Source organism: Microbacterium sp. NIBRBAC000506063, from assembly GCF_017968845.1.
Lineage (GTDB): Bacteria > Actinomycetota > Actinomycetes > Actinomycetales > Microbacteriaceae > Microbacterium.
In genome coordinates, this window is sequence record NZ_CP072876.1 from 1,298,342 (window position 1) to 1,319,047 (window position 20,706).

Sequence of the window (20,706 nt, forward strand, 5' to 3'; positions counted from 1 at the left end):
ACGCTGACCTCGGGCGCGACCCTGGCCACGACCGTGGAGGCGGTGCCCGCGGGCGACGGGGTCACCGGTGACAGCGTCGGCGTCGGCGTCTCCTTCGCCCTGGCGATCATCGAGGCGACGTCGCGGGCGCTGCTGGCAGGCGGTGCGGTCGTCCAGGGGCACACGACGCGACGCTCAGCGCCCAGGCGGCCTCGCACACCGACGTCACCGCGCGCATGGGTGCCGCGCTCACCGATGGCGGCTCGGTCGCCGTCACCCCGGCCGTCGCGATCGCCCTGTCGACGGTGGGTGCGGGCGCGACGGTGGGTGCGGGCGCCGCGCTCGCACTGAGCGGATCGCTGCTCGTCGCCTCGGTGCTCGACGCCTCGGCCGCGACGACGGCGGATGCCGCGGCCACCGGTGCGACGGCGGCCGCCGTCGGCTTCGGTCTCGCCCTGACGATCGCCCGTCATTCCTCGACCGCCGGAGCCGCACGGAGCATCGCCGCGGGCGGCGAGGTCACCTTCTCCGCGCGCGGCGTCTCGGCCGCCACCGCGAACGGCGCCGCCTCGGCGGCGGGAGCGCCCGAAGAGAGCGAGGGCGCCGCCGAGGAGGACGTCGACGCGCAGGCCGCGAAGCAGCGCGACCACCTCGACGGCGTCGCGGGCAGCCGTGGCTTCGAGGGGCGGGAGACACGCAGGCGCCCAGCGCCGCGACATCCGACGGCTCGGTCTCGGTGGCCGCCGCGATCGCCATCGTCATCTCCGAGCTCCTCGTGCAGACCCTGATCACCGCCGCGAGCATCTCCGCCGGCGGCGCGGTCGCTCTCGCCGCCGCGGCGAACGCGGACGCGACGGCCACCGCCGACGGCTCCGCGGTGGGCGGCTCCGTCGGTATCGGCGCCGGCGTCGCCCTCGTCCTCTCGCGCGTCGTCAACCAGGCGACCGTGCCCGCCGGTCTCACGGTCAGCGCCGGCTCGCTCGTCGTCTCGGCGACCGTCGCCGAGCAGGACGGCGACGACGTCTCGACCGTGACCGCCACCGCGACCTCCGGTGCGGGCGGCGACGTGGGCATCGCCGGCTCCGTCGCGATCGCGATCATCGACCACGACACGCTCGCCGCGATCGCCGGACTCGTGCAGCTCAGCGGCGGCGACGTCGCCGTGACCGCCGCCTCCGCGATCGACGCGACCGTGAAGGCCCTGCCCGGCACCGACGGCGCCACGGGGGAGTCGTTCGGACTCGGCGTCTCCTTCGCCCTCGTCATCCTCGACGACGAGACCCTCGCGCACCTGGCGGGCACGGGCCGCATCACCGGCGCCGGCGGAGTGTCCCTCGCAGCCACCGCGCGGACGACGGCGGCGACCGAGGCGCGCATGGGTGCGGCCGCCACCGGCGACTCGGGCGTCGCCGTCACCCCGGCCATCGCGATCACGCTCTCGAACGTCACGACCCGGGCCCGCATCGACGCCGGCGCCGACGGCCTCATCACGCTCGCCGGCGACCTCGCCCTCCGTGCCACGCAGAACGCGACGGCGACCTCGGATGCCGGAGCGACCGCCGCGGCGGGCGCGGCCGCCGTCGGTGTGGCCCTCGCCCTCACGATCGGTCAGCACGCCGCGACCGTCACCCTCGGCCGCAGCATCGCCGCCGGGGCGGGGTGACGCTCGAGGCGACCGCGGTCTCGGCCACGGCGGCCACGAGCACGGCCTCCGCCGCCGGCGCCCCGGAGGAGACGCCGGAGGACACGACCGAGGAGAACGGCAAGACCGGCGTCGACAAGAAGGTCGCCGCCCAGCGCGGCTTCGCCGACTCCGTCGCGGGTGACAACGGCGTGGCCGGCTCCGGCTCCGCCGAGGCACCCAGTGCCGAGACCTCCGACGGGCCGGTCTCGGTCGCCGCGGCCGTCGGCATCGTGGTCTCGACGGTCCTCGCCCGCACGATCATCACCTCGGATGCCGACGAGATCACCGCCGGCACCACCGTGCGCCTCGCCGCGGCAGGGAACGCGGATGCCGCCAGTGCCGCCGACGGCTCGGCCACCGGCGGCAGCGCCGCGATCGGCGCGGGCGTCGCCGTGACCCTCTCGCGCCTGGCCACCGAGGCGACCGTGCCCGCGCACCTGACCGTCGAGGCGCACGACGTCGAGATCGCCGCGGTCGTCGCGGCGGACGGCGACGACGACACCTCGACGATCTCCGCGCGCTCGGCGTCGGGCGCCGCCGCCGACGTCGGCATCGCCGGCTCGGTCGCCATCGCGATCGTCGACCACGACACCACGGCCGCCCTCCACGGCACCGTCCGCCTCACCGGCGGCGACCTGACCCTCACCGCGGCATCCGCCGTCAAGACCACGGTCACGGCACTGCCCGCGGGCGACGGCGTCACCGGCGACAGCGTCGGCATCGGCGTCTCCTTCGCGCTCGCCATCCTCGACGACGCCACGACGGCGCTCATCGCCGACGGTGCGCAGGTCCTGGGCGCCCGCGACATCACCCTCGACGCCTCGGCCGTCACAGAGGTGACCACCGAGGCGCGCATGGGCGCCGCCTCCGGCGCCGACGGCGTCGCCGTCACCCCCGCCGTGGCGATCACGCTCTCCAACGCCGTGACCACCGCCGAGATCGGCATCGCCACCGACGTGCTGACCCTCAGCGGCAGCCTGCGCCTGAACTCCACGCAGCGCTCCCTCGCCGCCTCCACCGCCGGTGCCACGGCCGTCGCCGGCAGCGCCGCGGTCGGCTTCGGCCTCGCCCTCACCATCGCCCCGCACGGCGCGAAGTCCACCCTCGCCCGCAACGTGAACGCGGGCCAGAACATCAGCATCCGGGCGACCTCGGTGTCGTCGGCATCCGCCTCGGGATCGGCATCCGCTGCCGGCGCCCCCGCCGCGGATGACGATGAGGAGGGCGACCCAGAGCCGGACGTCGATGAGAAGGCGGCCGCCCAGCGCTCGCACGCCGACAAGGTCGCCGGCGACAACGGCGTCAACGGCACCGGCGATGTGCCGGCGCCGTCGGCCGAGACCTCCGACGGCACCGTCTCGGTCGCCGCGGCGATCGCGATCGTGATCTCCACCGTCGAGGTCGAGGCCGGCGTCACGACCGACGTGACCCAGCTCACCGCCGGCGGAGAGATCATCCTCGCCTCCGCGGCCAATGCGGATGCCGCATCGACCGCCGACGGCTCCGCGACCGACGGCGAGACCGCCGCGATCGGCGCGGCCGTGGCGCTCACGCTCGCGACCGTCACCAACCGTGCGGTCATCCCCGACTGGCTCACCGTGAACGCCCACGCGCTCACCCTCTCCGCCACGGTCGCCGAGGGCCCGGGCGGCGACACCACCGCCACGATCTCCGCCGAGGCGGCCGCCGGCGCCGCCGGTGGCGTGGGCGTCGCGGGTGCGGTCGCCATCGCGATCATCGACCAGGAGACCATCGCCGCCGTGCTCGGCACCGTCGTCCTCAGCGGCGGTGCGCTGACCCTCACCGCGGCATCCGACCTCGAGTCCACCGTGAAGGCGCTGCCGGTGGGCGACGGCGCGGCGGGCGACAGCGTGGGCGTCGGCGTCTCCTTCGCGCTGACCCTGCTCACCGACGACGTCTTCGCGTACATCGACGACGGGGTCTCCCTCACCGGCGCCGGCGACGTCAGCCTGGCGGCCTCTGCCAAGACCGTCGCCACCACCGAGGCGCGCATGGGCTCGGCGGGCGACGTCGCCGTGACGCCGGCGATCGCCATCACGCTCTCCAACGTCACCACCCGGGCGTGGATCGGCGCCGGTTCTCCCCTCGAGGCGAGCGGATCGCTGTCGATCGTCGCGACGCAGGACGCCTCGGCCACGAGCATCGCCGGCGCCGAAGCCGTCACGACGGGCTCCGCGGCGATCGGCTTCGGGCTCGGCCTCACCATCGCGAACCACGGTGCGCTCACGGTCCTCGCCCGTGATGTCGAGGCCGGCGGCGACGTCACCCTGCGGGCGACGAGCCGCTCGGTCGCCAAGGCCACCGGCTCCGCCTCCGCTTCCGGGGCACCCGAGGAGACCGAAGAGGACGCGGAGGCCGACGACCAGGGCCGCACCGGCGTCGACAAGCTCGTCGGCGCGCAGCGCGACTACGCCGACCAGAAGTCGCTCGCCAACGGCGGCACCGGAGCGGGGGACGCGGAGGCGCCGAAGAGCGAGACCTCCGACGGCTCGGTGACCGTCGCCGCCGCGATCGGCATCGCGATCTCCTCGGTCACCGCCGAGTCGCGCATCACCGAAGACGTCACCTCGATCATCGCCGGCGGCACCGTCACGCTCGCCACGAGCGCGAACACCGACGCGATGAGCGCCGCCGACGGCTCGGCCACAGACGGTGGCACGGCGGCGATCGGCGCCGGCGTCGCCCTCAGCGTCTCGAACGTCCGCAACATCGCGATCGTCCCCGACTGGGTCGTCATCCAGGCGCACGGGCTCACCGTCTCGGCGACCGTCACCGTCGTCGGCGACGACGCCACCTCCACCGTCTCTGCCGAGGCCGCCGCCGGCGCCGCCGGAGGCGTCTCGGTCGCCGGGTCGCTGGCGATCGCGGTGGTCAACCAGTACACGATCGCCGAGGTCAAGGGCACGGTCATCCTCACCGGCGGCGACGTGCTCATCGAGGCGGCATCCGCCCTCTCGTCCATCGTCAAGGCCCTCCCGGTCGGTGCCGGCAGCACCTCGACCGGCAGCGTCGGCGTCGGCATCGCCTTCGCGCTGAACCTCATCCTCGACGAGACCTTCGCGGCGCTCCGCGGCAGCGCGCAGATCACCGGCGCGAACAACCTGACGATGACGGCGAACGCCCGCGTCGACGCCGAGACCGAGGCCCGCATGGGCGCCTCCTCCACCGGCACCGCCGCCGTCGCGCCCGCGATCGCCGTGACCAGCTCGGATGTCGACACCGCCGTGCTCATCGAGGCGCTCGGCGATCCCGAGTCGGCCAACCTCATTGAGATCGACGGCGACCTCTCCGCCGTCGCCCAGCAGCGCACCTCGACCATCACGCGGGCCGGCGCCGAGGCGAGCGGCGCCACCACGGCATCCGTCGGCGTCGCCCTCGCCCTCACCCTCGCCAACCACGCCGTCCTCGCCCGCACCGACCGCAGCATCACCGCCGGCGGCGGCATCGAGTTCGGCGCGCTCGGCTCCTCGCACAACGAAGCGCACGGGCAGGCCTCCGCGAGCGGCGCCCCCGACGAAGACGCCAACGCGGGCGACACCAGCTCGACCAGCGGCGGAAGCGTCGACGAGAAGCTGTCGGCCCAGCGACTCTTCGCGAACGAGAAGAGCCAGGAGAACGGCGGCAAGGGCGTCCGCAACGACAGCGACAACCCCTCGGCCGAGAGTTCCGACGGCACGGTGTCGGTCGCGGCGGCCATCGCGCTGACGATCGCCGACGTCTCCGCGATCGCGATGCTGCCGGACGGCCTCACCCTGGTCGCGGGCGGCCCGGTCGTGCTGCGCGCGAGCCAGAACGTCGACGGCATCACGAGCGCCGACGGCACGGCCACCGACGCCGAGACCGCCGGCATCGGCGCGGCCGTCGCCCTCACCCTCGTCACGCTCGTCAACCGCGCCGGGCTCGGTGCGAACACCACGGTCACCGCGAACGGATTCTCGGCCACCGCGACCATGACCGATGTCGACGGCGACACGACGCACACCTTCAGCGCCGAGGCCTCCTCGGGCGCCGGCTCCGGCAACGTCGGCGTCGCCGGCTCCTTCGCCCTCAACGTCACCGACACGATCACAGAGGCTTTCATCCCCTCCTCGGCCGTCGTCTCCGCCGGCACCGGCGACGTCACCCTCCGCGCCGAGAACCACCGCGTCGACACGGTCAGGGCGAAGGCCGATGCCCGGGCGACAGCGTCGGTGTCGGCGCCTCCGTCGCCATCAACCCCGTGCTCGACAACCTCACCCGTGCCGAGATCGAGGACGGCGCCCGCGTCACCGGCGGCCACAACGTCCTCGTGGAGGCGCTCAGCTCCGACGTCGTCACGACCGAGGTCACCGCCGGCTCCGCGGGCGGCGTCGCCGTGAGCCCCGCCGTCGGCATCACGATCGTCCAGCACACCACGATCGCCCGGATCGGCACCTCGGTCGAAGGCGGCTGGACCGTCACCGGCTGGGTCGCGGTGCGCGCCGGACACACCGGCTCGACGACGACCACCGGCAACGCCACGGCGGCCGGCGAAGACGTCGCCGTCGGCGCGATCATCGTCATCAACGTCGTCGACATCGAAACCCGCGCCGAGACGCTGCGCTCGCTCACCGCGGGCGGTTTCGTCGAGTTCGCCGCCTCGACCGTCACCGCCAGCCGCGCCGAGGCGGAGGCCAGCGCCAACGGCACCTCCAGCGAGGGCGCCGAAGACAGCAACTCCGACACGCAGGCGCAGGACCAGGTCGACAGCACCCCCGCCACCAAGGACCGGGGCATCACGCTCCCGAAGTCCGAGGGCGAGGTGAACAATGCCAACAACACGGCGGATGCCGAGGGCGGCCAGGGCAGCGACGGCGTCGGCGTCGGCGCCGCCGTGACCGTGAACTGGATGATCGTCCGCACGATCGCGGAGATCCCGACGGGCCTGGTCATCACTGCCGGAGGCGACGTCCGCGTCCTGGCCGAGAACGCAGCATCCGCCACGGCGAAGGCCACGGGCATCGCGGTGATGAACGACACCAACATCGGCGCGGCGGTCGCGCTCAACGTCTCCGATGTGGACAACATCGGCCGGATCGGCGCGGGCGTCATGATCGTCTCCGGCGGCGACGTGGTCGTCACCGCGCTCACCCCGGAGGGCCTGCGCAACGACTACATCGTCTGGGCGATCTCCGCCGCCGGCGGCAATGGCGACCTCAGCATCGCCGGCTCCGTGGCCGTGCAGGTGCTGCTGCTGCGCAACGAGGCCACGATCGGCCAGGGCGTCACCATCACCGCCGTCGGTGGCGTGCGACTCCTCGCCAGCAACCCGATGGGACTGCAGTCCATCGCCGCGGCCGGCGGCATCGCGCTCGGCGGCAACGGCATCGGCGCCGCCATCGTCGTCAATGTCATCGACACCGACACGATCGCCCGCATCCATTCCAGCGCCGAGAACCCCACCATCATCGACAGCGGCGGCGCGAGCGCCCTCCACGCCGACTCCTCGCTCCGCGCGCTGCCGCTGTCGATCAGCCCCGAGGCCGACGCCATCATCACACTGCCGAACGTCACCTCCATCGCGCTCGCCGGAGGCGCCGGCACCGACTCCTTCGCCATCGGCGGATCGCTCATCGTCACGATCGTGAACAGCACCACGCATGCCGTCATCGACGACGCGGTGCGGGTCAATGCCGTGAGCGGCCCGGTCGCCGGCCAGTCGCTCTCGCTGCGCGCCACCGACGCGAGCGAGTACTTCGAACTCGCCGGCGCCCTGGGCCTGAGCACCGGCAGCGCCGGCATCGGCTTCGCGCTCGTCCTCGGCATCCACAACAAGGACGTGCTCGCCTCCATCGGCGCCGGCGTCACCGTCCGCATCGGCGGCGACGTCTCCCTCACGGCCGCGGCCGAGGAGTCGTTCATCCAGATCGCCGCCGGAGCGGCCGCCGCCAAGGAAGCGGGCGTGACCGGCTCCTTCGTCGTGCTGCTCATCAACCAGGGCTCGTCGGCGCCGGGCACCCGCGCGGTCATCAACGGCAGCCAGAACACGCCGACGACCGTGTACGCGGGCGGGAACCTGAGCCTGTCGGCATCCGACCACGTCACCGACTCGATCCTCATCGCCGGCTCGGTCGCCGCCGGGGCACAGCAGGAGTCGGCGTCGCCGCCGTCGTGCTCGTGCGCACCGGCATCGTCGACGCCGGGATCGCCTCGTACTCCGTCATCGACGCGAAGGGCGCCGCAGGCCTCTCGCTCACCGCCGATCAGCTCTCCGAGTTCGACGTCACCGCCGTCGCCGGCGCCCTGGGCGGGACCGCGGGTGTGGCAGGCTCGGCCTCCGTCGCCGTGCACAACCACACCACGCACGCGCACATCGACCGCGGCGTCGTCGTCAACGGGGGCAACGAGGGCGCCGCCGCCACGCAGGGCGTCACCATCGCCGCGACCGATCGGATGACCACGGCCGGACGCGCCGGGCAGGTCGCCATCGGCGGCACGGCCGGCGTGGGAGCCGGCGCCGACGTCCAGGTCATCACCAAGGACGTCCGCGCCTGGATCGCGCCGGGAGCCGCGGTCGCCGCCAACGGCAACATCACCATCGACGCCACCTCGAACGACAAGATCGTCTCGATCTCGGCGGGCGGCTCCGGGGGCGGCACCGTCGGCGTCTCGGTCAACGCCTCCGTCTCGGTGTTCAGCCTCACCACCGTCGCCTCCGTCGGCGAGGTCTGCGAGGCCGCGAACCCGACCGCCGCGAACTGCGCCTCCTCGCGGGCGACCGTGATCGCCGGCGGCAGCGTCCGCATCGCCGCCCTCGGCGAGCTCGAGGTCGACGTCATCGTCGGGTCCATCGCCCTGGGCGGCACGGTCGGCGTCGGCGCCGGCGCCGCGGTGCCGATCGTCGACCAGACGACCCGCTCCTTCATCGGCGACAACTCGATCGTCACGGCGCTGGGACTGCTCGGCACCGGCATCCGGGTCCACACCGGCGGCTTCGAGGTCACGCCGATCGACACGCGATTCGTGCCCGTCGTGACCGGTGGCAACGTCCTGAACCTCGGCTACAGCCACGGCTTCCGCGACGGCCAGATGGTCCAGTACGACGCCGGCGGCGGAGGGGCGATCGGCGGCCTCGTCGACGGGAACAACTACATCGTCCACGTCGTCTCCGACACCGAGGTGCGTCTCTCCGCCGTCGACGGCGACGGCACGCCGATCTCCCTGAGCCTGGCCGGCACGACCGGTGAATCGCACCGTCTCACCGACACCGACGTCGCGACCCTCCCGCAGAGCAACGCGCCCTACTTCACGCCGGGCACGGCCATCAGCGGCGACACGATCTCGCTGCCCTACGACATCGAGGACCTCGCCACCGGCGACGCCCTCATCTACACCTCCGGCGGCGGGCAGGCCATCGGCGGCCTCGTCGACGGCACCACCTACTACGTGCGCCTCGTCGCGGGCGGGTTCCAGCTGTACGCCGAGAAGTGCGCCGCCCTCGGCGAATGCGCGGGCGCGGCGATCACGCTGAACGCCGGGACCTCGACCGGACGCTCGCACAGCCTCGTGCCGCAGGGCGGTCAGCCCTCGCCGCCCGCCTCCGCCACCTCGGGCGTGCGCGAGGTCTCCCTCCACACGGCCGACGGCTTCGTCGGGGTGAGCGTCACCGCCAACGGTCGCGTCGACGTCGCCGCGATCGGCGTGACGATGGCCGCCAGCGGCACGGTGGGTGTGGCCGTCGGCGGCACCGTCAACGTCATCACCTCCGACACCGACGCGTTCATCGGCCGCATCGCGCAGGTCGCCGCCGGCTCGGCCACGAGCCCCGGGTCGGTCTTCGTCGGCGCCGGCCACGACGTCAGCGTCCTCATGGTCTCGGCCTCCGTCGCCATCGGCGGCGCGGGCGTCGGCGCCGGGGCGAGCGCCGCCGTCGGCGTCGTGAACATCACCACGGACGCCGCGATCCGCGCCGGGGCGACCGTCACCGCCGCCACCGACGTCATCGTCTCCGCCCTCGGCAGCGAGAGCGTCGTCGCCGCCGCGGCGGCCGCGGCCGGAGCGCTCGTCGGCATCGCCGGCGCCTCCGCAGTGGTCGTGCTCGACATCCACACCCACGCCGTCATCGCCCGCTCCACCGTCCACGCCCGCGGCAGCGTCGTCGTCGACGCGGCATCCGACACCGCGATCGTCGTCGTCGGCGGAGGCGCGGCGGGCGGTTTCGTCGGCGTCGGCATCGGCGTCGGGGTCACCACCGTCACCAAGGACACGCAGGCCTACATCGCCGCCGGAAGCGTCGTCGACGCCGAGGGCCGCGCACCGGCCGTGGCCGGGATCCTCAGCGGCGTCTTCGACGCGGCGGGTCGCTTCGGCATCCGTCCCGGATTCACGGGCCTCGCCGTGCAGGCCCGCTCCACGCAGGAGGTCTTCGGGCTCGCCGTCTCGCTCGGTGCCGGCTTCGTCGGCGTCGGCGTGAGCGTGACCACCACGATCCTCAACATCACCACCCGCGCCTTCATCGACAGCACCTCCGCACTGCGCACGCAGATCAACCAGACGCACGCGGGCGGGCCGAACCAGTCGGTGAGCGTCACCGCCGCGAACGCGAGCAAGACCCTCACGATCGCCGGCGGCATCGGCGGCGGATTCGTCGGGGTCTCCGGCGGCATCGACATCGGCATCCTGGCCGTGACCACCCAGGCCTTCGTCGGACCCTTCGCCGTCATCACCGTGGCGAACGACTTCTCGCTCGCCGCCCTCGCCTCGGCGAAGGTGAGCACCTTCGGTCTCAGCATCGGCGTCGGCTTCGTCGGCGCCGCCGGCGCCGTATCGGTCTGGTCGGTGGGGGCGCCGGGCACCGACGAGTACACCGACGGCACGGACTCCTCGGATCCCACCGCCCGCGACGGCGGCAACGCCCTCGACGACGCCGACCACCGCGCCTCCGGCCAGGGCCAGGGCGGCTACCGTGGCATCCTCGACGAAGCCGGATCCGACACCGGATCCGAGGCCGACAGCCGCATCAACGCGCAGATCGGCGCCGCGTCGGGCAGGCTCGGCGCCGCCGCACCCGACGACCCGGGCATCGGAGCGTCGTTCCGCGCCGACGACCTGCCGCGGGGCACCTCCGCGTTCCTCGGCCAGGGGTCGTCATCAACGCCGGCGGCGCGGTCGCGGTGACGGCCGAGGAGCAGAACTCCTACTTCGGCGTCGCGGGTTCCGCCGCGGGCGGAGTGGTCGGCATCGGCGGCTCGGTCGTGATCGCGACGCTGCGCAGCAACGTGACGGCGACCGTCTCGAGCGGGGTGTCGATCACGGCCGGCGGCAACGTCACCGTCCGCGCCCGCACGACGGAGGACAGCTTCGGCATCGCCGTCGCCGGTGCGGCCGGGGCCGTGACGATCAGCGGTCAGATCGTCATCATCGACAGCGACGCGGCGCAGACCGCGCAGATCGTCAGCGGCGCGGTCATCCCGCACGCCGGCGGCACGGTCGGCGTCGACGCCTTCGCGGACCGCGAGGTGGGCACCCTCGCGCTGGGCATCGGCCTCGGGGCCGCCGCCGTCGGCGTCGCGATCGGCATCTCGACCATCACCGGAGACACCCGGGCGCTCATCGGCAACGTCACGATCGGCGGGGCGAGCCCCTCGGGCGGCCTGCGCGTCTCCGCCGACGCCCGCCTCCGCGCCCCCGTGCAGGTCTACTCGGTGCAGGGCGGTATCCTCGCCAGCGTCCTCGGTGCCGGCGCCACCTCGACGATCTCCGGCCGTACCGAGGCCGAGTTCGCCGGCACCGCCATCCTCTCCGGCGCCGCCGCGATCGAGGCCCGCGGCCGGTACACCTCCGACTCCCGGACGATCGGAATCGGCACCGGCCTCGTCTCCGCCGGCGCGAACGTCGTCAGCGCCGACATCTCGCGCATCACCACCGCACTCGTCACGGGCGCGGCGACACTCACCGCAGGCGGAGCGATCAGCGTCGCCGCCGACACCCGCGCCGCCGCATCCACGAACGTGATCAACGCCTCGGGCGGATTCGCCGCCTTCTCCGCGGCGAGCTCGATCGCCGAAGTCTCCGGCCGCACGACCGCCATCGTCCTCGGCCGCATCCTGGGCTCGGGGCGGTCGCCGTCTCGGCCGTCTCGCAGAACCGGGCGGATGCCGAGGCGACGGTCGTCAGCATCGGCGGATTCGTGTCGGCCGGCGGTGTGAACGTGGAAGGCACAGTGACCGAGGCCGCGACGACGATCGCCCGTCTGCAGTCGCCGGCGACCGTGTCCAGCACCGGTGGCGTGAGCGTGGACGCCTCGACGGCGGTCACCGGTGGCGTGGGCGGCAGCGCCACGGCCCGCGTCTTCAAGCTCTCCGGCGGCGCCTACGCCGGCGATCTGCTCATCGCCGAGGCGCAGTACCTCGCCCCCGTCACCGCCGAGCTCATCGGCAGCGTCGTTGCGGGCGGAGCCGTCGGTGCATCCGCCCACGCGCACCGTCGTGCGGAGACCGACCTCGTCGCGGGCGGCGGGGCGCGGTCTCGGTGAGCGTCACGCGCACCTTCGCCCTGATCGGCGAGGGAGCGCGCACGACCGCGCTCGTCACCGGCGGCACGATCACCGCCGGCGGCGAGGTCTCCGCCACGGCCGAATCGACGCAGACCGCCGCGGTCGACACCGACTCGGTCAGCGTCGCGGGAATCGGCGTCGCCGTGGTCACCCCCTCCTCGCGGATCCTCGCGGCCACCCGCGCCACGCTCAGCTCCCCGATCGCGAGCCAGGGGGCGCGGATCACGGCCACCTCGGCGAACACCGTGAGGACGGACGTCGCCCTGCTCAGCATCACCGGCCTCTCCGTCGGCGTCACCCACTCGCTCGCCGAGATCGCCGACTCCGCCGCGACCGAGGCGCTCGTCTCGCTCTCCGGATCGGCGTTCAACGCCGGTGCCGGCGATGTGACGGTGCGGGCCGCCTCGGCGAACTCGGCGCACGCGATCGTGCGGCAGAGCGGCGGCGGTCTCATCACGGTCTCGCTCCTCGACGCCGAGGCCACGGTCGACGCCGTCACGCGCGCCTCGGTCCAGGCGGCCTCGGCGACCTCGCGCACCTTCACTGTGGGGGCGGATGCTGACAACACCGTCCACGCGGCGGCCTCGCTCTTCAACATCAGCCTCGGCGGCGGCAGCGGCGTCTCGGCGACGGCGACGCTTCCTCAGAGCGCCGGCATCCTCGCCATGGTGACCCTCACCGGCAGCGGCCTCGCCGCGAGCGGCGACGTCACGGTCGCCGCGGAGTCCGACAACACCGTGAGTGCGGATGTCGGGCGCACCGTCGGAGGCGTGATCAGCATCAACGGCGGCGTCTCCTCCGGAGCCCGGATCCAGGCCCCGACCACGGCCTCCTTCACCGGGGCGATCACGGCCTCCACGGGCGTCTCGGTGACGGCCGATGCGAGCAACCGGGTCGACGCCGACATGCGCAGCACGGGCATCAGCCTCGTAGAGGCAGGAAGGTCCAACACGGTCGCGCTGATCGGCGCCTCGGCGGCCACGACGGCGAGCTTCGGCACTCACGCACTCGCGACGACGGGGGATGTCGAGGTCGTCGCGACGGCGGTGAACATCGCCGACGTCGACACCGACACGCTCGCCGGCGGCCTCGGCGCCTTCGACTTCAGTCAGCCGACCGCGCAGATCCAGAGCGCCACGCGCGCGGTCTTCGCGGGTGCGCAGACCGGCGGCACGGGGCTGCGCGTCGAGGCCGAATCGGCCAACACCGCGCAGATCCAGGCCGGCCTGAAGTCCTTCGGCGGCGTCGCTGCGGGGCGGCCTCGCCGATCGCGCTCGTCCACGCCGACGCGGTCACCACGGCCGAGATCACGCAGGGCGCCGTCGTCCTCGCCCCGCCGCCGCGATCGTCGTCCGCGCGGTCTCGCACAACACCGCGACGGCCACCTCCGGTGCCGTCGTGGGCGGCGCCATCGCGGTGAGCACGAGCGCCCCCGGGCCGAGGTGCGCGCCGGGACCAGCTCGTCGCTCCTCGGGCGCGTGGGCACGGCGTCCACTCCGGGCGGTGCATCGCTGACGATGTACACGCACGCCGTCGACACGGCCACAGCCGCGCTCAGCAGCAGTGGCGGCGGCGTCGCGAACATCAACACGGGCCGGGCGACCGCCCTCGTGCAGACCACCGTGGCGACGTACCTGGGCGGCGCCGGCGGCTCGATCGTCCACGTCAGCGGCGACATGGCGCTGAGCGCGCAGTCCAACCCGGCCGCGATCTCGAGCTTCCGCACGAGCGGCGGCGGCGCCGTCAACGTATCGACCAACAACGCCACCGCGACGGCCACCCCGACGCTGCGACTCGTGATCTCCGATGACTCGGTCGTCACCGCCGGCGGCTCGATCACGATGGGCGTCGCCTTCAACTCCACCGCCCGGCCGTCGAGACGCCCGAGTACGTCGTCGAGCAGGTCACCGTCGCCGACAACTCGATCCGCTTCACGGCGCCGCACGGCCTGACCAGCGGCACGTCGCTGACGTACACGACGACCGGCGCGGTCATCACCGGCCTTGTGAACAGCACCGCCTACGGCATCCTCGTCGTCGACGACCAGACGATCATGCTCGGCTCCCAGTTCGAGGGCGCGCTCGTCGATCCGGTCACCAACACGATCCAGTTCGGCCAAGTGGTCGGGTGGGGCGAGCCCGACGAAGAGCATGAGGGAGATCCCGACTTCGAGTGGGAGGACGACAAGCCCGACTTCCTGGCTCTGTACCACGGCCTCGAGGACGGCATGCTCGTCGTCTACCGCGCCCGCGGTACGACGGTGCCGGGGCTCGTGGACGGCAAGACCTACCGTGTCGAGGTCATCGACGATACGACGATCCGGCTCTGGGATCCGCTCGTGTCCGATGCCCCCGTCGCCGTGACCGGCGCGGCCGTCGAGGACGACCGGATCACCGTGCCGCACCACTTCGTCAACGGCCAGCTCGTGATCTACACCGCTCCCGATCCCGCCGGCGAGTTCTCCAGCGGCGTCGTCAACGTCCAGGCAGGACCCGACGGCAAGCCGATCATCGTCGACGATCCCCCCGAGGGCGAGTCCGGTGGGTGATCCCGGAGGACAACAACGTCATCTACATCGAGGACCACCCCTTCTCCACCGGCGACGAGGTCGTCTACGACACCGATGGCGGCGCCGCGATCGGCGGTCTCGTGCGCGGCCAGAGCTATTGGGTGATCGTGCTCGACGCCCACCGCATCCGGCTCGCGGCCAGCTACTGCGAGGCGGTCGGCTTCGCCGGCGACGCCGACTGCTACGACGAGGTGTACAGCCACGACGAGCCGCTGCTCGACGAGGACGGCGACCCCGTGCTCGACGAGGACGAGAACCCGATCATGATCCCCGTCTACGTCGACGTGCCGATCGAGGTCGCCCCGATCACCCTCACTCCGAACAAGACGGATGCCGCAACCCTCGTCTCGCACCGGCTGTACTTCCCCGACGAGCTCCCCCTCGAAGGGCTCGTCGACGGCGGCATGTACTACGTCGTCGGTGCCGACGCCGACTCCTTCCAGCTCGCGCTGACCCCGGGCGGCGCCCCGATCGCCCTCGACGGCAGCAACAGCCCCGGTACGGGCTGGTTCGTGGCCGGTCTCGTCGACATCACCGGCACCACCGACGCGGTCGGGTGGCTGACGCTCATCCTCGGCGGCACCGGATCGGGGACGCAGGTCTTCCGCCCCTCGGTGCGGTCGAGTCGGTGCCGGCCGGCGCCCGGTACACCTCGGCGACGGTCAACAGCGGCGGTGGCGGCTTCGTCCAGGTCGGCACCGCCTACACCGATGTGACCGTCACCGCGACGATCGCCCTCACGATCGGCGACCGCGTCCGCCTGACCAGCGGCGGCGACCTGGACCTCACCGCCTTCGCCCGCGGTCTCGCGGTGGCAGACTCCACCAACGGCGGCGGCGGGTTCATCGCGATCGGCCGATCCGACGCCGACGCTGACGTCACCGTCACCACCACCATCGACATCGGCACCGGCGTCGTCGTGACCTCCGGCTGGGAGCTGCACATCGACGCCGAGACCACCGGCGACGTGCAGGCGAAGTCGGACGCCCGGGCCGGCGGGCTCGGCGCCGGCGTGAACGCGCGTGCCCGCGGCGACATCATCCTCAACACGGTGATCGACATCGACGGCTCGCTCATCGCCGAGCACAAGCTCGGCATCCGCGGCCTGACGAGTCCGAACGGCAACGTCACCGCCTACGCGCGCGCACGCGGCCTGGGCGCGGACTCGACCGCGAACGACTACGACAACAACTACGGCCTGTTCGTGACCGCCAAGACGACGATCGACATCGCGGGGAACAACGTCATCCAGGGCGACGAGATCGACATCCGTGCGCTCATGGGCCAGGGCTCGCTCCGCGCACACAGCGAGTCCGATGCGAAGGCCTTCGCCGCCGACTCGGACGCGCGGTCCAACATCGTGGTCCGCGGCGGCGCCGAACTCACGATCCGCAGCGGCATCCTGCTGCAGGGCTGGGAGAGCATCGCGCTGCGCGCCGAGGTCAGCGGCCTGAATGGAACCTCGCGCGCGCACGCCTCGTGCGGCTGCGCCGGCGGCGACACGGACGCCATCGCCCGGATCGACTACAGCACCGACGCGACGGTGACGGCTCACGCCGGCGTCCTCGTCCGCACCCACGACCTCGACGTCGACACCGTGCAGAGCGTGTCGATGAACCGGAACGCCACGAACCGCAAGGTCGGCCTCGACGTCGGCAGCACGAGCCAGCCGGGTGGCACCACGGGCAACCGCCCGATCCACTGGGATGCCGACGTCGTGCTCCACGGCGGCAACCCGCAGCTGTACATCGGCGAGGACGGCCGCATCCTGAAGCTCTACGGCATGCAGGTCTGGGTCGACGGCGCGCTGCGCGGCGTCGGCTACCAGATCGCCGCGGGCGCGCTCGTCGAGGTCCGTCCGATCGTCAACACCGGGGAGCGACCGCCGACTTCACGATCAACGCGAACAGCATCGGCGGCAACCGCAATCTGACCGGCGACCAGGGCAGTTTCCAGATCCAGGGCAACTTCGACTTCGTGCGCATCTACAACTGGTCCACCAGCCCGCTGGAGATCCAGGGCATCGACGTGATCAACCTCGACCTGCTCGCGGCGACGGTCAGCCAGCGCGCGTACAACCAGGTGGCCGCGCACCGCTACTGGATCCGCCCGCCGGTGTTCACCGAGAGCGTCGTGCGGATCATCAACTTCCGCGTCCCCGGCGCGAGCAACGACATCACGCTCTCCGGCGAGGTCTACAACCCGATCGGATTCGTCCTCGTCGACAACCGCAACGGCGACATCCTCGGCACGACCGACGGTGCCGACATCGTCGCGAACGTCGTGGAGCTGTTCGCCCTCCACGGCTCGATCGGCGGTTACGCGCCCCGTGACGGCGTTTCGGTCCGCCTCGTGGAGAGCACCTACGGCACGACCACGCTGGGCGCGCGCCCGATCTCGATCACCGCCGAGGCGCGGGCGACGTGGTCCTGGACCTCCAGGTCATCCGTCGCAGCGCGTCGACCGCTCCCTATACGTGGACGATCGGCGGCCTGCACGCCGGCCGGAACCTCGATGTCCTCGTGCTCGGCACGCTCGTCGGCCGCACCCCGGCGCCGTTCACCGCGCACGAGATCCAGGACGACGTCTACCAGGCTCCGGGTGCGAACTACGGCGGCACCGTCAACCCGACCGGCCGGTACTCGACGTACTTCTACTGCCCGACCGCGCCGTGGGACCGCCAGTGCAGCAATCCCTTCGTCCCGTTCAGCTACACGGATGCCGTGCTCATCGCCTTCGGCGACGACACCGCGTCGGTCGACAGCCACTATGTCTTCACCGACGTCGCGGCGGGCGAGATCCTGCGCGTCCAGCACCTCGCCACCGACACGGTCGTCTCCTTCGAACTGCTGACGGACGTTGACGCCGACCTGTTCAGCTCCCAGGTGCCGGGCGAGCGGTTCTCGACATCCGACGGCTCGGGATACATCGACCTGCAGACGAACGGCTCGATCGTCTCGCGGGAGACCGTGGGCGACCTGCTCGTCGGCACGATCACCTCGACGGGATCGGATGTCACGCTCTCGACCACGACGGCGGGCGCATCGATCTTCGGGAACACGCCGGTCGCCGACGACCACCGCGTGACGGGCACCGTCATCACGTTGACCGCCCACGGCACGATCGGTCTCGTCGCCCCGACTACGCCTACCTGAACACCGACTCCTCCTACGCCGCGCAGGGCCGGCTCGTGGCCCACGCCCCGCGGGCGTGATCATCCGCGAGGTCGACGGCGACCTGTTCCTCGGCGAAGTGGTCGCCACCGCCGGCGACGCCGCCCTCGACGTGCGGGGCGGATCCCTCCTGAACGACCCGAGCGACGCGTCCGGTCGCGTGGTGATCCGCGCGCACAGCATCGACCTCTTCGCCGAGGGCGGCATCGGGACGACTGACGCCGAGATCCTCCTCGACACCGCGGCGACCGGCCGCCTGGTCGCGATCGCCGTGGACGGCGTGTACATCACCGAGGCCAGGGGGCCCCTGAACGTCGCGTTCGTGGGTCCGAGCTCGGCCAGGTGCGTCTGACGGTGCCGTACGTGCCGGGCGGAACGGATGCCGACCTGAACTTCCTCACCGACCAGGTCCTGCTCGACGGCATCGGTGTCCCGGCGGTGCACGGCGCCGTCGCCGACGAGGAGCTCCTCCTGCTGATCGGCAACGACCTGTTCGCGCCGGCGGGACGCTCCTGCAGGGCTCGACCGTGACGGCGCAGCTCGCCTACGGCCAGACGCCCGCTTCCTACACGGATGTCTTCGCCTACTTCGGCGGCACCGTCGTCGCTGCGGCCGAGGGCGGCACGGTGGACGTGCTCACCGGACTCGGCGACGATCTCGTCCTGCTCGATGCGGCATCCGTGACCGGACTCCTGCGTATCGCCACCGGCGCCGGCGACGACACGGTGTGGCTGGATCAGAGCACGGTGGTCGGCGGCACGCGCATCGAGGCCGGCGACGGCGACGACATCGTCTCCCTCACCCACACCACCCTCATCGGCGACAGCGAGATCTTCGGCGGCTTCGGCGACGACGTCGTGGTGCTGTTCGAGTCGACCTTCGACGGGCAGACGACCGTGTACGGCGGCCCCTCCGCCGCCCTCGCCGGAGCCGACGGCGACGATCTGGTGATCGTCACACGCATCACGATCCTCCCGGGCACGCGCATCGGCGACGCGGGAGACGCCTTCGACGGCCTTCCGATCCAGAACACCCTGCGCATCGACGGCCAGAACGGCTCGAACCACGTCGAGGTGACGGTGTGGGGCATCGACGACCCGCTCGCCCGCGAGACGCACATCGAGGTCGTCGGCACTGGGCGTGACCCCTTCGGGATCAACACGCTCACGATCAACGCCGCAGACGGCGACGACGTGGTGCTGCTGCGCTCGGTCGCGTTCCTCCCGGGCGTGCCGGAGGCACGCCGCCCCGCGATCGTCGCGGTCGCCAGCGGCGAGGGACCTACGAGCGGATCAGCTACGACCGCAGCGTCAACGGCAAGCTCACGGTGAACGGCCACGGCGGCGACGACACGTTCATCCTCGACGACAACAGCGCGCCCACGACGATCAACGGCGGCGACGGCGACGACACCTTCATCGTCGGTCAGTTCTTCGAGACCGAGCGCACGAGCCCGCAGCTGCCCGAGCACGACGCCTTCGAGACGCTCCTGACCGACTACGGCTGGGTGAGCCCGGGCATCAGCCGTCCGGCCGTGCTCTACGGCGGTGCCGGCAGCGACACCTTCATCGTGAACCGCAACCAGGCCGAGCTGCGGCTCGAGCAGGGCGAGGCGGCGGCGAGTTCATCTTCGTCGCGACGACCACGGGCGGAATGCCTCTCGAGAACGGCTTCGTCTCCCTCGACGGCGGCACCGAGCCCAGCACCGTCACGATCCTCACGCTCGACCCCGACGCCCTGGTCTTCGACGCCTACTGGTGGACGGAGATCGGCGGCGGCCTGTCCCTCGACCTCTACGGCTTCGAGGCCGAGCCGGTCCTCCTCCCCATCGCCGGGTCACGCCGCCGATCGGGCTGCCGGGCGAGGCCGGCGTGCTCGCGCTGTTCAGCATGATGGCGCTGGAGGACGAGGAGGAGGAGGAGAGTGACGAGCCTCTCGTCCCGCCGTTCCCCTTCGCCGATCGCGGAGCCGACGACCCGATCGCGATCGTCGAGACCGACGGCTGGACGAACGTCCACCCGAGGGCCCGCTCACCGACTCGTACACGATCCAGGTGACGGTGGAGCTGCTCGAAGACCTCTACATCACGATCACCTCCGCCTACGGCGGCCCGCTCGCCTTCGCCGACTTCTCGATCGACGGCGGCCTGACCTGGCACAGCAGCATCGTGCTGCACATCCCCGCGGGTGACATGAGCCTCTACACCGTCCTCGTGCGCTGGAACGACGCCGTGGCACTGGAGGATGTGCTCGGAGGCTCCACGGTCGTCACCCTCAGCCACACGATCCACAGCTTTGAGGAGATCTTCGACGACTTCGACATCCGCAACATCTACGTGCAGCTGTTCAAGGACGCCGAGGACGAGGAGGAGCCGACCGATCCGACCGATCCGACGGATCCGGACGGCGAGGGCGGCGACGGCGACGGTGATGGCGACGGCGACGGCGACGGAGACCGCGACGGCGAAGGGGAGGGGGATCCCGAGGAGGAGCCCGAGCTCGCCGCCACCGGCGCCGACTCCCGCGGGCTTCTCGCCCTCGCGCTCCTTCTCCTCTTCGGCGGCCTGCTGATGGCACGGCGCCGCGGCATCCGCCCCGTCGACGCCTGAGAGGGACATCCGGACGATCGGTCGGGTGCCCGGGACGGACGATCGGGCGAGGGCTCCGTTCGTCTGCGAGTGTGGGGAATGACCACGACTGCACCCGTCCCCGTCGCCGCGACCGGCGCGGGAGGATCCGCTACGGCGGCCTGATCGCCATGATGCTGA

Annotated in this window: 18 protein-coding genes and 1 pseudogene; 18 read left to right on the forward strand and 1 reads right to left on the reverse strand. The window is 72.4% G+C overall.

Annotated features, from left to right (window positions below):
- Nucleotides 1-215 precede the first annotated feature (215 nt).
- The 11 genes and pseudogenes from KAE78_RS07490 to KAE78_RS07540 all read left to right on the forward strand — a co-directional run bounded on the left by KAE78_RS07490 (nt 216) and on the right by KAE78_RS07540 (nt 16,699).
- On the forward strand, nt 216-767 hold the full coding sequence (locus tag KAE78_RS07490; RefSeq protein ID WP_223170404.1) for a hypothetical protein: 552 nt from the start codon (nt 216-218) through the stop codon (nt 765-767).
- Complete coding sequence (locus KAE78_RS07495; RefSeq protein ID WP_223170405.1) at nt 716-1,642, forward strand: hypothetical protein; 927 nt, start codon at nt 716-718, stop codon at nt 1,640-1,642. The genes KAE78_RS07490 and KAE78_RS07495 overlap by 52 nt, the downstream gene beginning before the upstream one ends.
- A gap of 875 nt (nt 1,643-2,517) precedes the next feature.
- Nucleotides 2,518-5,769, forward strand: a pseudogene (locus KAE78_RS07500) (beta strand repeat-containing protein); the annotation flags it as partial.
- Nucleotides 5,770-5,903: 134 nt separating this feature from the next.
- The gene (locus tag KAE78_RS17535; RefSeq protein ID WP_262927584.1) at nt 5,904-8,099 is read left to right on the forward strand and encodes a hypothetical protein; all 2,196 of its coding nucleotides are present in this window, start codon (nt 5,904-5,906) and stop codon (nt 8,097-8,099) included.
- A complete protein-coding gene (locus KAE78_RS07510) occupies nt 8,096-10,819 on the forward strand; it encodes a hypothetical protein (RefSeq protein ID WP_262927846.1) in 2,724 nt (907 codons plus the stop codon). The genes KAE78_RS17535 and KAE78_RS07510 overlap by 4 nt, the downstream gene beginning before the upstream one ends.
- Nucleotides 10,816-11,850, forward strand: a complete 1,035-nt coding sequence (locus KAE78_RS07515) for a hypothetical protein (protein ID WP_223170408.1) — start codon at nt 10,816-10,818, stop codon at nt 11,848-11,850. Before KAE78_RS07510 ends, KAE78_RS07515 begins: the two co-directional genes overlap by 4 nt.
- A 2-nt stretch (nt 11,851-11,852) precedes the next feature.
- Entirely contained in the window at nt 11,853-12,176 is a 324-nt protein-coding gene (locus KAE78_RS07520) for a hypothetical protein (RefSeq protein ID WP_223170409.1), read from the forward strand.
- Nucleotides 12,173-14,149 (forward strand): beta strand repeat-containing protein, encoded by a 1,977-nt coding sequence (locus KAE78_RS07525; RefSeq protein ID WP_223170410.1) that lies wholly within the window; start codon nt 12,173-12,175, stop codon nt 14,147-14,149. The genes KAE78_RS07520 and KAE78_RS07525 overlap by 4 nt, the downstream gene beginning before the upstream one ends.
- Nucleotides 14,150-14,202: 53 nt before the next feature.
- Nucleotides 14,203-14,745 carry a hypothetical protein gene (locus KAE78_RS07530; RefSeq protein ID WP_223170411.1) on the forward strand — a complete coding sequence of 181 codons (543 nt, stop codon included), beginning with the start codon at nt 14,203-14,205 and terminating at the stop codon, nt 14,743-14,745.
- Nucleotides 14,742-15,482 carry a hypothetical protein gene (locus KAE78_RS07535; protein WP_223170412.1) on the forward strand — a complete coding sequence of 247 codons (741 nt, stop codon included), beginning with the start codon at nt 14,742-14,744 and terminating at the stop codon, nt 15,480-15,482. The genes KAE78_RS07530 and KAE78_RS07535 overlap by 4 nt, the downstream gene beginning before the upstream one ends.
- Complete coding sequence (locus KAE78_RS07540; RefSeq protein WP_223170413.1) at nt 15,395-16,699, forward strand: hypothetical protein; 1,305 nt, start codon at nt 15,395-15,397, stop codon at nt 16,697-16,699. Before KAE78_RS07535 ends, KAE78_RS07540 begins: the two co-directional genes overlap by 88 nt.
- Here the strand turns inward: KAE78_RS07540 and KAE78_RS07545 are convergent.
- Nucleotides 16,588-17,070, reverse strand: coding sequence for a hypothetical protein (locus tag KAE78_RS07545; protein WP_223170414.1), 483 nt, complete (start codon nt 17,068-17,070; stop codon nt 16,588-16,590). The two genes, KAE78_RS07540 and KAE78_RS07545, sit on opposite strands and share 112 nt — an antisense overlap.
- 119 nt (nt 17,071-17,189) lie before the next feature.
- Between KAE78_RS07545 and KAE78_RS07550 the strand changes: the two genes are divergently transcribed.
- From KAE78_RS07550 to KAE78_RS07580, 7 genes are read left to right on the forward strand one after another with little or no spacing between them, the layout of a single operon-like run.
- Nucleotides 17,190-17,921, forward strand: coding sequence for a hypothetical protein (locus KAE78_RS07550; RefSeq protein WP_223170415.1), 732 nt, complete (start codon nt 17,190-17,192; stop codon nt 17,919-17,921).
- 55 nt (nt 17,922-17,976) lie between these two features.
- The gene (locus tag KAE78_RS07555) at nt 17,977-18,291 is read left to right on the forward strand and encodes a hypothetical protein (protein WP_223170416.1); all 315 of its coding nucleotides are present in this window, start codon (nt 17,977-17,979) and stop codon (nt 18,289-18,291) included.
- The gene (locus tag KAE78_RS07560) at nt 18,282-18,470 is read left to right on the forward strand and encodes a hypothetical protein (RefSeq protein ID WP_223170417.1); all 189 of its coding nucleotides are present in this window, start codon (nt 18,282-18,284) and stop codon (nt 18,468-18,470) included. Before KAE78_RS07555 ends, KAE78_RS07560 begins: the two co-directional genes overlap by 10 nt.
- Nucleotides 18,467-19,270, forward strand: a complete 804-nt coding sequence (locus tag KAE78_RS07565) for a hypothetical protein (protein WP_223170418.1) — start codon at nt 18,467-18,469, stop codon at nt 19,268-19,270. Before KAE78_RS07560 ends, KAE78_RS07565 begins: the two co-directional genes overlap by 4 nt.
- Nucleotides 19,267-19,866, forward strand: coding sequence for a hypothetical protein (locus KAE78_RS07570; protein ID WP_223170419.1), 600 nt, complete (start codon nt 19,267-19,269; stop codon nt 19,864-19,866). The genes KAE78_RS07565 and KAE78_RS07570 overlap by 4 nt, the downstream gene beginning before the upstream one ends.
- Entirely contained in the window at nt 19,829-19,996 is a 168-nt protein-coding gene (locus KAE78_RS07575; protein WP_223170420.1) for a hypothetical protein, read from the forward strand. Before KAE78_RS07570 ends, KAE78_RS07575 begins: the two co-directional genes overlap by 38 nt.
- On the forward strand, nt 19,993-20,547 hold the full coding sequence (locus KAE78_RS07580) for a hypothetical protein (protein WP_223170421.1): 555 nt from the start codon (nt 19,993-19,995) through the stop codon (nt 20,545-20,547). Before KAE78_RS07575 ends, KAE78_RS07580 begins: the two co-directional genes overlap by 4 nt.
- The last annotated feature ends 159 nt before the right edge of the window (nt 20,548-20,706 follow it).